We start from the raw sequence: 12781 nt of genomic DNA, 5'->3' as shown, positions 1-12781 counted from the left end.
CGCTCTACCTTCCGCTTTGAGGTGGACAGGTTTCCATTCCGACAATAGATCTGGAATGAACCAGGCCACCGGTGGACGGCGCATGGGGAGAGCTTTCATCTTCAGGATCGTGCTCGGGTTCGTCACGGGATGGGTCGCGGTCGGCTCCGCGCGGCGGGTGGACGCCTGATGCCGCCCTGTCCCCACTGTGGTGTCACTCAGGCGCCGGGCGTCGGACGCTGCCAGTTCTGCGGCGCCTCGCTCTTGGCTGTCAATCTGCGACGGATCCTTCTGTGGATCGCGATCGTCGGAGTCGGACTCGCGGTCGCGCTCTGGTTCCTCCGGCTGCGCTGAGCCCGCTCCAGCCGGCGCCCCGCTCTCATCGGTTCCCACTGGCGCCGGACCGGCCACATTAGGTAACATCAGCGCCGTCCGGGGGACCACACTTGCCTCCCGACGTGCAGTGCCCCTGCAGGAACGTCGCTTCAGATCGTGCGCTGAAGCACCTCGGCAAAGTCAGGCAATGACGTAACAGCGCTCTCCGACATGAGCGAGGCCCCCCCAGCACCTCCCGCCACCATCGTGGTGGTCGACGACGATCCCCATGTGCGCCGGATGCTGGAGCGTCTCTTCCGTCTGGAGGGTTACGACGTCAGGGTGGCCGAGGACGGGCGCGCGGCCCTCGGTCTGATCGAGGAGCTGCATCGTCCGGTCGATCTCCTCGTCACCGACGTCCGGATGCCGGACATGGGCGGCGAGGAGCTGATCGCAACCCTCTCCAACCGGCATGTCGTGCGGAACGTCCTCTTCATCACCGGTCTGGGGCACCTCTATGAGCCGCAGCGGAAGGACGTCGTCATTCTGGAGAAGCCGTTCCCAACGGCGGCCTTGTTCGCCAGGGTGCGGGAGCTGCTCGGCCCCGCTGGCGGGAAAGGACGCCATGGACTAGAATGATGGCCCAGTGTCGGAGGCCTCAAGTCTCCCGACTAGCCAGTTTGGACCAGTCCCGTTGGCCCCCAACCTCGATCGCCTCCGTCGGGTCTTGCCGATTGGCTGATCCGGCAGAAGATTTGCCGAGCCCCGCGCCGGGTCGTGCGGGGCCTTCTCCAGAGCGGGGGGTTGCATCCCGATGACAGAGAGTTTCGAGCAGCGCTCCATGACGCTGACGCTGCCGGATCTGGGCGTGTCGGATCTGGCCGCCTTCGCCGGGGGCCAGGGTCATCCGAACTTTCCCTGCCTCTCCAGGACCCATAGCCCATCCAGCTGCGTGCCGTGCGTCGACTTCTCGCCCTGGCTGCGGGAGCGAGTCGGGTCGAATGACGCGGAGGCCGTGGGCGAGTACCTCTGGCATGTGCGCCAGGCCAATCCGGGCGTCGGCGAGACGTCCGAATATCTGCGCGCGCAGTATCACGGGCTGGGCCAGGCGCTGGTGGCTGCGGAGCTCGACACGTATCTGACCGGCGGCACCGCCGAGGCCTACCTCGACCTCAAGGTGGCGCTGATCATGCTCGCGGTACACGAAACCTTCTCCGGCTTCGTGATGACGGGGGAAGGCGGCGACTTTCTCGCTTCGGTCATGGCTGCGCACGCGCTCACTCTTCGCTCGGCTGATGTGCTGGTGGCTCGGCGCAACGCCTTCGTCACGGAAATGGGGCGCGAGATGAGCTTCTGGTCGAGCTGGCCGCCGCTCGACCCTGATTCCCTGATCTCACCCGTGCCTCCCGAGAACGAGCCGCTCGGCGAGATCCTCGCCGCGCTGGCCACCCTCCCGCTCGGTACCAGGGCTCACGCAGTCGACGCGCTGCGCCACCTCAGCGCGGAGGCGCGGGTCCCCCGGACGCTGGCGAGTCTGAGCCGCTACGACACCCGGAAGCGGGGGCTGGACGTCGCCGATTCGACCAACCGGATCCTCGCCACCGGCGTGGTGATCCCCGCGACCGACCTGGAGGCGTGGCTGGGTGGCTGGACTCGGCGGGATCTCCTCGGATTCCTGCGTCACGCCGGCGTGGGCGCCCGGAACTCGTGGACCAAGGAGCGGCTGGCGGAGGTGGCGCAGAACGACCATGCGGACGTGCTGCGTGGCCGGATGGCGGATTCCGGCGCCGTGGAGCTGGCGCCGAACTATGCCGAAGGGGCGCGCCAGCTCCGCCAGTACGTCGAGGCGGGGCGGGACACCTGGAGCGTGTGGCTCGGATTCGCCACCGGGGTGAGCTCGGTCTTCTAGATCAGCCCGCCTCGGCGGAGCCGGCCGATCTGGTCGTAGCGCTCCTCGTGGACCGCCAGGACTTCCTCGGGTGAGACCGTGGCCACGCCCGGCTTCCCCACCTCGACGCCCGCCGCATAGTTGGCCAGCTCGGCCGACTCCCGGATCGAGCCGCCCGCGGCCAACGCCGTGCCCATCCACGCCGTCACCGTGTCACCGGCGCCCGAGACGTCGTAGATCTGCCGCGCGATGCTGGGGATGTGGGTCAAGCTCCCGTCCTTCATCACCAGCACCATCCCTTCCGCCCCCAGCGTCACCAGCAGATTGTCCACGCGCAGCCGGGCGAGCACCTCGGGCAGTGCGTTCCCGTTCTGCAGGTCGACCGAGGCGCCCAGTGCCGACTCCAGCTCCCGTCGGTTGGGCTTGAACACCGTGGCACCGGCGTACTCGAAGAACTGGCGGAACTTGGGATCGACCACGATGGGGATGCCGCGCCGCCTGGCGACCTCCATCGCCGCCGTGATGAGCGGGGGCGCCAACGCGCCCTTGTTGTAGTCCTCCAGCAGCAGCGCGTCCGCATCGGCCAGCGCGTCGCGAGTCACCCGGATGAGCCGCGCCAGGTCCGCCCCGTCCAGCAGCGAATCCACTTCGTCGTCAATCCGCACGATCTGCTGGGCTCGGGCGATGATGCGGGTCTTCGAGGTGGTGGGCCGCTCGGCCACGGTGACGACGTGGCGGTCCTCCAGCCGGGCCACCGCGAGCTCCTGCCGGATCGCGGCGCCGTCCGCGTCATCGCCCACCGTGCCCACCAGCTGGCAGGCCGCGCCGAGCGCGGCGACGTTGGCGGCGACGTTGGCGGCGCCGCCCAGGGCGGCGTGGCGCTCGCGGACGGTGACCACCGGCACCGGCGCCTCGGGCGACAGGCGATCGGTCTCCCCGATCAGGTAGCGGTCCAGCATGATGTCGCCGACCACGACCACCCGACTGGTCTTCATCCGCGCGATCAAGTGGAGGATGCGTTCGCGCGTGAGCGGCGTGAGCCCCGATCTCATTGCAGCACCCCACGGCGGCTCAGTCCCAGCGTGGCCTGGAGCCGTCCCTCGAAACGGTCGACCGTCCGGCCCTCCTGGTGATCCGCGTTGACCACGTGATGGAACCCCGCGTTGGCGCTAAGGTCGAGCGGCCCCTGGCGGCCGCTCACGCCAAGGGCCGCGCGCCAGGTGCGCTCGACCACGCCGATGAAGATCTGTGGCGTCGCCCCCGCCTCGACTGCGGTAGCGGGAAACGGCAGGTTGATCGCGCCTTCTCCCTGGCGGAGCAGGGTGAGCTCGGGAGTGAAGAGCCATCCCGTGCCGCGGGGCAGCGACACCGTCGCCGTGAGCTGATCCTGATCGTCGAAGTTGCGGCCCAGGCCGACCCCCGCCTCGGTAAAGTTCTCGAACGGATTGAGCGTGCGGAAGGCCAGGCTGGACGCCTGGGTGTAGAGGACGCGCCATCCCAGGGTTCGCCCCAGCGGTCCGAAGGCCGAGACGGTGAACGCCCAGCGGCTCGGGTAGCGGTTCGAGCCGGAGGAGTTCTGGTACTGCAGATCGTCGATCCCGAGCTGCGCCTCGACGGTGGTCCGCCCGGCCACTCGCCAACCAGCGTCCAGTCCGAGGATGATGTTGCCGTTGTCGCCCAGGCCGTACTGATCGGCCAGGGTGAGCAGACTCACCGGATTGCGGAACCGGGCGTCGAACTCCCGGTCCTTTCCGGCGACGATGACCGTCTCCCAGAGGCCGACCCGCACCCGGTGGGACAGCCGGAGCCCGAAGCGGTGGGCGAAGTAGTAACGGTGGATCACGTCGCCCGCGGCGTCGCTGGTATCCTTGAGCGACCGGGCCAGCGCGTCGAGCCGAAGCGTCCGAGTTCCCAGGGTGAAGCCCGCCTCGACGCCGGAGTAGGCGTAGTTGCTGAGCCCGATCCCCGCGATGCCGACCGGACCCCAGTTGCGGTCCATCTGGCCGTAGAACACACTCCCGTACTTGAACTGGGCGCTCAGGTAGGCGTCGATCATTCGCCAGGCGAGCTCGAGATCCTTGCGGCCGGGCCACTCGGGGTCGTGCACGATGCGGGGCTCCGCCGCCGGACGGGCCGCCAGGGCAAAGCCGCCGATGGTGGCCTCGCCGGTGAAGTCCGCGTAGGGCCGGACCCCGTCGGGACCGAGCGGGTGCAGCACGTCCCGCCGCAGGTGGCTGTAGGCCTGCCCGCCCGCCCGCCCGGCGATCCGCCAGATATTCTCTCCCGGCGGATCGGCGAGACTCTGCCGCAGCGAGTGGATGAGCGTCGCTGAACGTCCGCAGCGCGGGGCGGCATCCTCGGACACCGTGTCGGCCGCCATCAGGACCCGCACGGCATCGATCCGCCGGAACGGCCGGATCATGGGCGATGGATCGTCGATGTCGCCTCGGGCGATGAGGTGCTCCAGCAACGGGAGCCGCGGGTCATCGAGGGGCAGGTAGGGTGAGGCCTGGGCGTTCATGCGCGATGGTGCCAGCGCGCCGGCCAGCGTGGCGGCGACGATGAGACGGCGCATGATGGCGGGCATGGGCGCGAAAGGTACGAAGAGGCAGGGGCAGAAGTAAGCCGCTATCTTCGAGCGGCGGGCTGCGTGGTCCGGATGCGGGCGCGCGGGAATCCGATGCGGGATCTCTCCTCATTCGAGGTAGGATGGGATGGCGAAACAAGACAGCCTCGATCCTCAGAGTCGCGATCTCGTGCGATTCGCCGCGGCGATCGCCCAGGGGTACGAGCCGGAGCTGCGCGAGCGTGTCGGCCCGCTGCGTTCCTCGCAGGTGCCGCCGGTGTGGGTCGAGGAGCTGATTCTCCAGTCGGTGCTCATGGTCGGCTATCCCCGGGCCCTCATCGCATTCGGGGTCTGGCGCAAGTTCAGCGGGGTGCCGGCGGCCGGTACTGACGAGGGCCAGGACTACGGTCAGGTCGCCGAGTGGACCCGCCGGGGCGAGGAGGTCTGCAGCGTCATCTATGGCGAGAACTACCGGAAGCTGCGCGAGAGCGTCAGAGGCCTTCACCCGGCCATCGACTCGTGGATGATCACCGAGGGCTACGGCCGCACCCTGGGCCGGCCCGGGCTCGACCTCATGCGCAGGGAGCTCTGCACGGTGGCGCAAACGGCGGTGCTGGAGGCCCCCAAGCAGCTCCACTCCCATCTCCGGGGGGCGCTCAATGCCGGTGCGTCGTTCGGCCAGATCGAAGGGGTGCTCTCCATCGTCAATCCGCTGCTCTCGTTCGATCAGTGGAAGAAAGTGAAGGAGCTCTGGCGCAGCGTGCGGGAAGGCTGGTCGCCGGGCAACTGATGTTCATCGATCGCGCGGTGGTGCGGGTCGCGGCGGGCACCGGTGGCTCCGGGGCATCCTCCTTCGCCCGCTTCAAGTACAAGCCCAAGGGCGGCCCCGACGGCGGTGACGGTGGCCAGGGCGGCAGCGTCTACGTCCGGGCCGACGCCAATCTCGCCACCCTGCTCGACTACCGCTATCGCACCGTGTGGAAGGCCGAGCGGGCGGAGCATGGCAGGGGGAAGACCCAGACCGGAGCTTCCTCGCCCGATGTCTTCCTTCCGGTACCGCCCGGCACAGTGGTGCGGGAGGCGGACAGCGGGCAGCTCATCGGCGAGGTGCTCCGCCCCGGCGATACGCTCCTGGTGGCTCGCGGCGGGCGGGGCGGGCGGGGCAACGCCCGGTTCGCCACTTCAACCCACCAGGCACCCCGCGAGTGGGAGCCCGGCGAAGAAGGCCAGGAGCGACAGATCGAGCTGGTGCTCAAGCTCATCGCCGATGTGGGCTTGGTCGGCGAGCCCAACGCCGGGAAGAGCACACTGCTTTCGGTGCTCTCCGCCGCCCGGCCCAAAATCGCCGACTACCCGTTCACCACACTGGAGCCCAACCTCGGCGTGGTGAAGCTCTCCGGGCACCGCAGCTTCGTGCTGGCCGATATCCCCGGCATCATCGAAGGCGCGCACCAGGGCAAAGGCCTCGGCCTGCGCTTTCTGCAGCACGTGGAGCGGACCCGGGTGCTGGCGTTTCTGGTGCCGCTCGACAGCTCGGAGCCGGAGGCCGTGTACCATCGGCTGCGGCAGGAGGTCCAGCTCTACAGCGAGGCGCTCGCGGCCAAGCCCCACATCGTCCTCCTCACCAAGCGTGATCTCCTGCCCGCGTCCGATCCGCTTCCGGAAATTTCCGCCCCGGATGCAGCGGGCGTGCTTGCCGTATCCAGCGCGGCCGGCCTGGGACTGGAGGAATTGAAGGGGTACTTCTGGAAGTTCGTGGAACACGCCAAGTCGGCCGAGCGGCCGGAGGCGGACGCCGCCCCGGGAGATCTATCCCAGGTTGCCGGCTACTGGGATTTCATGGACGACGAGTAGATGGACGACCAGCGACTCGCCTATCTGGCGCTGGCCCAGGTGCCCGGGATCGGCCCCGCCAGACTCGACGCTCTTCTCGCTGCCTTCCAGACCCCACTCGGCGCCCTCGCGGCGCCGTTCGAGCTTTTGGGCGCCTTGCCCGGCTTTTCTCGCGCCGCCGCCACCGCCCTCAAGAGCGCCTCGCCTGAGGACGGGAGACGCCTGGTCGAGGCCACCGAGCGCCTGGGCGGAAGAGTGCTCCTCAGCATAGACCCCGAGTTTCCCCCGGTCCTGCGCATCATTCCCGATCCGCCGCCGGTCCTGTTCGCGTTGGGCGACCTCCGTCTGCTGGACCCGCCGGCCGTCGCCATCGTGGGCAGCCGGGATCACACCGCCTATGGGGCGGAGGTGTGCCGGCTGCTCGCTTCGGAGGCCGCGGCCATGGGGGTCCTGGTGGTGAGCGGCATGGCGCGCGGGCTCGACGCAGTGGCGCACTGCGGTGCGCTCGATGCCGGCGGCAGCACCATCGGCGTGCTGGGCAACGGTCTCGGTGTGGTCTACCCGGCGGCCAACCGGGAGCTGTACGAGCGGGTCAGGGCGCGGGGACTGCTGCTGAGCGAATTTTCCCCTGGCGAGAAGCCCCACGCCGGCAGCTTTCCCCGGCGAAACCGGCTGATCAGCGGCCTCGCCCGAGTTACCGTGGTGGTTGAGGCCGCCGTCGGCTCCGGCGCGCTCATCACGGCCGGGACGGCGCTCGACCAGGGCCGCGAGGTGCTCGCGGTGCCAGGCCCGGTCACCAGTGCGGTGTCCGTCGGGTGCAATCGCCTGATCCGGGACGGTGCCACTCCTTTTCTCGAGCCGGTCGATCTGCTGCAGCACTATCCCGAGTGCGAGCGGGCCCTTCGCTTCGCTCAGGGTGACAAGCCCCAGCCGGCGAGCCCGGTCCAGATCACACCGCTGCCCGAGTCGCTCACTCACGAGGAGCGGGCGCTGGCCCTGCTCCTCGATGCCGCACCGCTGCATCTGGACGCGCTGGTGGCCCGATCCTCCCGACCCGCAGGTGACCTCCTTTCGCTGCTCTGTGGCCTCGAGCTGGCGGGTGTGGTCGAGCAGTGCCCCGGCCGGCTCTTCCGCCGGCGGTAAGACTGAGCCTCGAGCGTGCTCGGGGTAGATTTCCGGATGCACCTCTATCTCCACGTTCCCTTCTGCGCGCGGCGCTGCAGCTATTGCGATTTCGCCATCGCGGTCCGCCGCGAGACGCCCACCGACGCGTATGTGGAGGCGGTCTCGCGCGAATGGGAGCGTTGGCAGGACCACCCAGCCTGGGCCGCCGCTCCCGAAGTGAAGACAGTCTACTTCGGTGGGGGGACCCCATCACGACTCGATCCCGGCGGGATCGCGCGGATCCTGGAGCGCATCGCGGGCCGCCGTGAAATCGCTCCAGGCGCCGAGGTGACGCTGGAGGCCAATCCCGAAGACGTGACGCCGGCGGCCGCGGCCGCCTGGCGGGCGGCCGGCATCAACCGGATCTCTCTCGGCGTACAGTCGTTCGATCCGCTGGTGCTGCGGTGGATGCACCGAACCCATTCGGCCAAACAGGTGCCGGCGGCGGTGGAGATAATCCGCCAGGCCGGCATCGGGAGTCTTTCGCTCGACCTCATCTTCGGACTGCCGGCGTCGCTCCATCGGGACTGGGAGGGTGACCTGGCTCAGGCCCTGGCGCTGGAGCCCGAGCACCTCTCGCTGTACGGCCTCACCGTGGAGGAGCGAACCCCGCTGGACCGCTGGATTGCCCGGGGAGAAGTCGCCGCCGTGGACGAGCGGCGCTATGCGGCGGAGTTTCTCACCGCCCACGGGCGCGTGACCTCCGCCGGCTACGAGCATTACGAGGTCTCCAACCTGGCGCGCCCCGGGCATCAGGCGCGGCACAATAGTGCCTATTGGACCCGCGACTCCTTCATCGGTCTGGGGCCGGCGGCGCACAGCGGATTCGGAGCGTCACGCCAGTGGAACCTGCGGGATTGGACCGCGTATCTCGCGGCGGTGACGGCGGGGGAGAGTGCTGTGGTGGGGCAGGAGGAGCTGGATGCCGAAGCGGTGGCGCTGGAAGAGATCTATCTCGGGCTCCGCACCAGCAACGGATTGGCGGATGATCGCCTCCCGCTGGCAGCCCGGGAGCGATGGGAGCGAGAGGGCTGGGCGCAGTCCAGCCGCGGCCGGATCCGGCTCACGGCCGAGGGCTGGCTGCGCCTCGACGCCCTGACAGCCTCGGTCAGTGGATAGCGCCCGCCATCTCCCGACAGGTCTCGGCGCAACGGCGGCAGATCTCGGCGCAGGCGGCCATGTGGGGGTCTTCGCCCGCCCGGTCGCACTCATCGGCGCAACGGTCGCAGATGGCGGCGCACGCCTGGCAGGTGTGGGCGTGCAGCTCGGAGCCTCGGATCATGAAGTCCGCGCTGGTGGCGCAGATCTCGGCGCAGTCAAGCAGCAGCCGCACGTGGGTCTCCGCGATCGCCGCCTCACCCCGGAAGTGGCGGGCGGCGGTCTCCAGGCAGATCCGGTGACAGGTGGTACAGTTATCGATACAGTGCTCCATCTCCTGATTGGGATGGGTGCCGGGGTCACGGCTGGCCATATGTCCTCCAGATTCAATGAAGTCGGTGTTGGTTCGAGACTGGCGTCAGCGCTTTCTCACGGTAGGGCTCGCTGGAGCGGCGGTCAACCCGGGCTCGGTCCCGCGCTTCCGAGCGTCGCCGTAAGTCTTTATATTTTCGAGCTATGCCCATGCAGGATCAACTGAGTGAGCGGGAATTGCGGGTGCTGGAAGCCGTCGTCCAGACCTACATCGAGACCGCGGAGCCGGCCGGCAGCCAGACCATCGCGCGGCGGTTCGGCCTGGGCGTGTCGCCCGCCACCATCCGGAGCACGATGAGCGAGCTGGAGGAGAAGGGCTACCTCTTCCATCCCCATACCTCCGCCGGGCGGATCCCCACCGATCGCGCCTACCGGAGGTACGTCAACGAGATCATGCGCCTGGCGCCGCCCAGCCACGAGGCGCAGCACGCCCTTCGTACCGAGCTGACGGGATCACGCAACGCGGTCGAAGAGATCCTCCGGCGGGCGGCGCAGGTGCTGGGCGTGCTAACCCAGGAGCTGGGCGTGGCGGTAGCTCCGGCACTGAACGAGCTGGTCCTGGAACGGCTGGAGCTCGTGCCGGTCTCCTCGGAGCGATTGCTCCTGGTGTTCAATCTGGGCGGGGGTGTGGTACGCACTATTTTCGTCGAGGTGCCTGGCCGGCTCTCGCCCGAGTCAGTCCAGGACGTGGCCCGGGTCCTCAACGAGCGGCTGGCGGGGCTCACGCTCCAGGCCATCCGAACCAACTTGCCCGAGCGGCTGCGCGACGCGGCAAGCTCCAGCAAGGGCGGCGAGCTGTTCAACATCTTCATCGCCGAGCGGGAGGGGATCTTCGGCCTGCCGGAGGAGGGGAGCGCGGTCGTGCTGGGCAGCGCGCAGATGCTGGCGGAGCAGCCCGAGTTCGCCTCCAACTCGAGGATGCGGGAGCTGCTCCGGCTCACCGAGGGGCGCGATCTCCTCAAGGAGGCGCTGGTGCTGCGCCGGCAGCGGGGGCTCTCGATCACCATCGGCGCGGAGAATTCGGACGCGCGGCTGAACGAGTTCACCCTGGTCACCGCCTCCTATGAAGCCGGCGACCTCAAGGGCGTCATCGGCGTCATGGGGCCGACCCGCATGCCCTACGACAAGATCATCGGGCTGGTGGAGCACACCAGCCGCTTGGTGGAGGGACTGCTGGAGTGAGTGACTTCTATACCCTGCTCGGCGTGCCGCGCGATGCTCCCGACGGTGAGATCAAGAAGGCCTACCGGAAGCTCGCGATGGAGTTCCATCCCGACCGCAACGCGGCGCCCGACGCGGAGGCGAAGTTCAAGGAGATCACCGAGGCCTACGAGATCCTCCGCGATCCCCAGAAGCGCGCCGCGTACGACCGATACGGCAAGGCCGGGGTCGGTGCCGGCGCTGGGGGATTCGGATTCCACCACGTCGACCTGAGCGAAGCGCTCAACATCTTCATGCGCGATTTCGGCGGGTTGGGCGGGCTGGAGTCCATCTTCGGCGCGGGCCAGCGCGCCGACAACCGCCGGGGCCAGGACGTGCGGGTGCACGTGCGGCTCACGCTGGGCGAGGTGGCGAGCGGGGTCAAGAAGTCCGTCAAGTTCAAGTCGCTGGAGCGCTGCACGGTGTGCGAGGGGAGCGGGGCCAAGCCGGGCACCCGTCCCGCGACCTGCTCCACCTGCGGCGGCAGCGGCGAAGTCCGACGTGCGGCGCGGAGCATGTTCGGCCAGTTCGTTTCGGTTTCGGCCTGCCCGACCTGCGGTGGCGAAGGCGCGGTGGTGCAGCATCCCTGCGAGGCATGCCGCGGCGAGGGACGGGTGCGGACCGACAAGACGGTCGCCGTCGAGATTCCGGCCGGAGTCTCCTCCAACAACTACCTGACATTGCGGGGCCAGGGGGCGGCGGGTCCACGGAACGGCCCCGCCGGCGACCTGCTGGTGATGCTGGAGATCAAGGACGACGACCGCTTCGAGCGCCAGGGAGACGATCTCTTCTTCGATCTGCCGCTCTCCTTCTCCCAGGCGGCGCTGGGCGGTGACTTCGAGGTGCCGACGCCCTACGGTGCGGAGCGGGTGCGCATTCCGGCCGGGACCCAGCCGGAGACCGTGCTCCGCCTCAAGGGGCGCGGCCTCCCGGTGCTGGGACAGTCGCGCAAGGGAGATCTGCTGGTTCGGATCCACGTCTGGACACCGGAGCGCCTGAGTGAGGAGCAGGAGCGGCTCTTCCGGGAGCTCGCCAAGCTGGAGGGCGAGCCGCCCACCCGGTCGCCCGGCTTCTGGTCCAAGCTGAAGGAAGCGCTCGGCGCATGACCTGGTGGGCCGTCGATGTCCGCACCCCGGCGGAACACCGGGAGCGCACCAGCGCCTGGCTGGTGGCGCACACCGGTCACACGGTGGAGGAGCGGAACGATGGCACCCTGGTCACCTTCGCCGAGGACGAGCCCGCCGCCACCGCGCTCATCGCCGCGTTATCGGCGGCGGAGGGCGGGCCGGTGGACGCGCAATCGCGGCCGCTCGAATCGGTCGACTGGAGCATCCGGTGGCGGGAGGGGCTCGGCTCGCGGCGCTTCGGCCGGCTCATCGTGATGCCATCGTGGATTACGGGGGACGCGGATCCTGACGCGACGACCGTGGTGCTGGACCCGGAGAACGCGTTCGGAAGCGGGGAGCACGGCTCTACGCGCGCCGCCCTCGTCCTGCTCGAGCGGTACCTGCACGCCGGCGATCGCGTGCTCGATCTCGGCAGCGGGAGCGGGATTCTCGCGATCGCCGCGGCCAAGCTGGGTGCCGCCCGCGCCATCGGCATCGACAACGACGCCGAGGCCACAGTCGTCGGCCAGCGCAACGCGGAACGGAACGAGGTTCGCGGCGTGGTAGAGTTCCTCGACGGAGACGCCGCCGACCTGACCCGTCTGCTCGGCCCGGCCGACCTGGTGCTCTCGAACATTCTCCGCACGGTGAACGTCGCCTTGCTACCGGCCATCGGACCGGCGCTCCGGCCCGGTGGGCTGGGGATCTTTTCCGGGATGGAAGTGGCAGAGTCGGACCTCTTCCGGCCCGCGCTGGCCGGGGCGGGGTTCGAGATCCAGGAGGAGACGGCAGACGCCGGCTGGTGGGCGGTGGCGGCGGCGCACCCGTGATTACCGTGCTCGTGCCCGCCGGCGCTCATCCGGCGGGGTCGCGAGCGCCAATCGACGAGAACGAGGCGCACCACCTCCGGGTGCGGCGGGTGGAAGCGGGGGACCCGGTCGGATTGCGCGACGGCGCCGGACTGATCGGCACGGGGCGGGCGGTGCAGGAGGGGCAGTCCTGGCTGGTGGAGGTGGACGCGGCGGCCGCGGCACCCCGGCCGGCGGAGCTCATCCTGGCGGTCGGCGCGGGTGATCGCGAGCGGTTCGTCTGGCTGGTGGAGAAGGCAACTGAGCTGGGGGTCACCACCGTCGTGCCGCTCCTGACCGAACGGACCGCTGGAGTCGCCACCCGGGTGCGCGAGCAGCATCTGCCGAAGCTCCGGCGCCACGCCCTCGAGACGCTCAAACAATGCGGCGCCGCGTGGGCGCCGATGGTGGA

General features: G+C 69.3%; 14 protein-coding genes. 11 read left to right on the top strand and 3 right to left on the bottom strand.

From position 1 onward, the window contains the following. Positions 1-168 precede the first annotated feature (168 nt). The 3 genes from VHR41_17920 to VHR41_17910 all read left to right on the top strand — a co-directional run bounded on the left by VHR41_17920 (position 169) and on the right by VHR41_17910 (position 2203). Positions 169-333, top strand: coding sequence for a hypothetical protein (locus VHR41_17920; protein ID HEX3236078.1), 165 nt, complete (start codon positions 169-171; stop codon positions 331-333). Between the two features lie 192 nt (positions 334-525). After that, positions 526-933 carry a response regulator gene (locus tag VHR41_17915; protein ID HEX3236077.1) on the top strand — a complete coding sequence of 136 codons (408 nt, stop codon included), beginning with the start codon at positions 526-528 and terminating at the stop codon, positions 931-933. A 202-nt stretch (positions 934-1135) separates the two neighbouring features. Further along, positions 1136-2203, top strand: a complete 1068-nt coding sequence (locus VHR41_17910) for a hypothetical protein (protein HEX3236076.1) — start codon at positions 1136-1138, stop codon at positions 2201-2203. On the opposite strand, the gene rfaE1 is transcribed toward VHR41_17910, so the two are convergent. Together rfaE1 and VHR41_17900 are read right to left on the bottom strand one after the other, a co-directional pair. Next, the gene (gene rfaE1, locus VHR41_17905) at positions 2200-3234 is read right to left on the bottom strand and encodes a D-glycero-beta-D-manno-heptose-7-phosphate kinase (GenBank protein HEX3236075.1); all 1035 of its coding nucleotides are present in this window, start codon (positions 3232-3234) and stop codon (positions 2200-2202) included. The two genes, VHR41_17910 and rfaE1, sit on opposite strands and share 4 nt — an antisense overlap. Further along, entirely contained in the window at positions 3231-4769 is a 1539-nt protein-coding gene (locus tag VHR41_17900; GenBank protein ID HEX3236074.1) for a hypothetical protein, read from the bottom strand. The genes rfaE1 and VHR41_17900 overlap by 4 nt, the downstream gene beginning before the upstream one ends. A 127-nt stretch (positions 4770-4896) precedes the next feature. On the opposite strand from VHR41_17900, the gene VHR41_17895 reads away from it, so the two are divergent. The 4 genes from VHR41_17895 to hemW are packed head-to-tail and all read left to right on the top strand — an operon-like array spanning position 4897 to position 8864. Further along, complete coding sequence (locus VHR41_17895) at positions 4897-5538, top strand: carboxymuconolactone decarboxylase family protein (GenBank protein ID HEX3236073.1); 642 nt, start codon at positions 4897-4899, stop codon at positions 5536-5538. Further along, positions 5538-6602: a GTPase ObgE gene (gene obgE / locus VHR41_17890; protein ID HEX3236072.1), complete on the top strand. Its 1065-nt coding sequence runs from the start codon at positions 5538-5540 to the stop codon at positions 6600-6602. The genes VHR41_17895 and obgE overlap by 1 nt, the downstream gene beginning before the upstream one ends. After that, a complete protein-coding gene (gene dprA, locus VHR41_17885; protein ID HEX3236071.1) occupies positions 6603-7724 on the top strand; it encodes a DNA-processing protein DprA in 1122 nt (373 codons plus the stop codon). Positions 7725-7760: 36 nt separating this feature from the next. Then, the gene (gene hemW / locus VHR41_17880) at positions 7761-8864 is read left to right on the top strand and encodes a radical SAM family heme chaperone HemW (GenBank protein HEX3236070.1); all 1104 of its coding nucleotides are present in this window, start codon (positions 7761-7763) and stop codon (positions 8862-8864) included. Here the strand turns inward: hemW and VHR41_17875 are convergent. After that, a complete protein-coding gene (locus tag VHR41_17875) occupies positions 8854-9216 on the bottom strand; it encodes a four-helix bundle copper-binding protein (protein ID HEX3236069.1) in 363 nt (120 codons plus the stop codon). The two genes, hemW and VHR41_17875, sit on opposite strands and share 11 nt — an antisense overlap. A gap of 149 nt (positions 9217-9365) precedes the next feature. On the opposite strand from VHR41_17875, the gene hrcA reads away from it, so the two are divergent. From hrcA to VHR41_17855, 4 genes are all read left to right on the top strand, one after another. Next, positions 9366-10397, top strand: a complete 1032-nt coding sequence (gene hrcA, locus VHR41_17870) for a heat-inducible transcriptional repressor HrcA (protein HEX3236068.1) — start codon at positions 9366-9368, stop codon at positions 10395-10397. Then, a complete protein-coding gene (gene dnaJ, locus VHR41_17865; GenBank protein HEX3236067.1) occupies positions 10394-11521 on the top strand; it encodes a molecular chaperone DnaJ in 1128 nt (375 codons plus the stop codon). Before hrcA ends, dnaJ begins: the two co-directional genes overlap by 4 nt. Continuing rightward, complete coding sequence (locus VHR41_17860; GenBank protein ID HEX3236066.1) at positions 11518-12351, top strand: 50S ribosomal protein L11 methyltransferase; 834 nt, start codon at positions 11518-11520, stop codon at positions 12349-12351. Before dnaJ ends, VHR41_17860 begins: the two co-directional genes overlap by 4 nt. Next, a partial coding sequence (locus VHR41_17855; protein HEX3236065.1) for an RsmE family RNA methyltransferase occupies positions 12348-12781 on the top strand: 434 nt, incomplete at its 3' end. The genes VHR41_17860 and VHR41_17855, both read left to right, overlap by 4 nt.

The organism is Gemmatimonadales bacterium, assembly GCA_036265815.1.
In the GTDB taxonomy this organism is placed as follows: domain Bacteria; phylum Gemmatimonadota; class Gemmatimonadetes; order Gemmatimonadales; family GWC2-71-9; genus CAVVWJ01.
The sequence above is the reverse complement of the archived record's forward strand: the minus strand, read 5'-3'. Positions and strand labels throughout refer to the sequence as shown.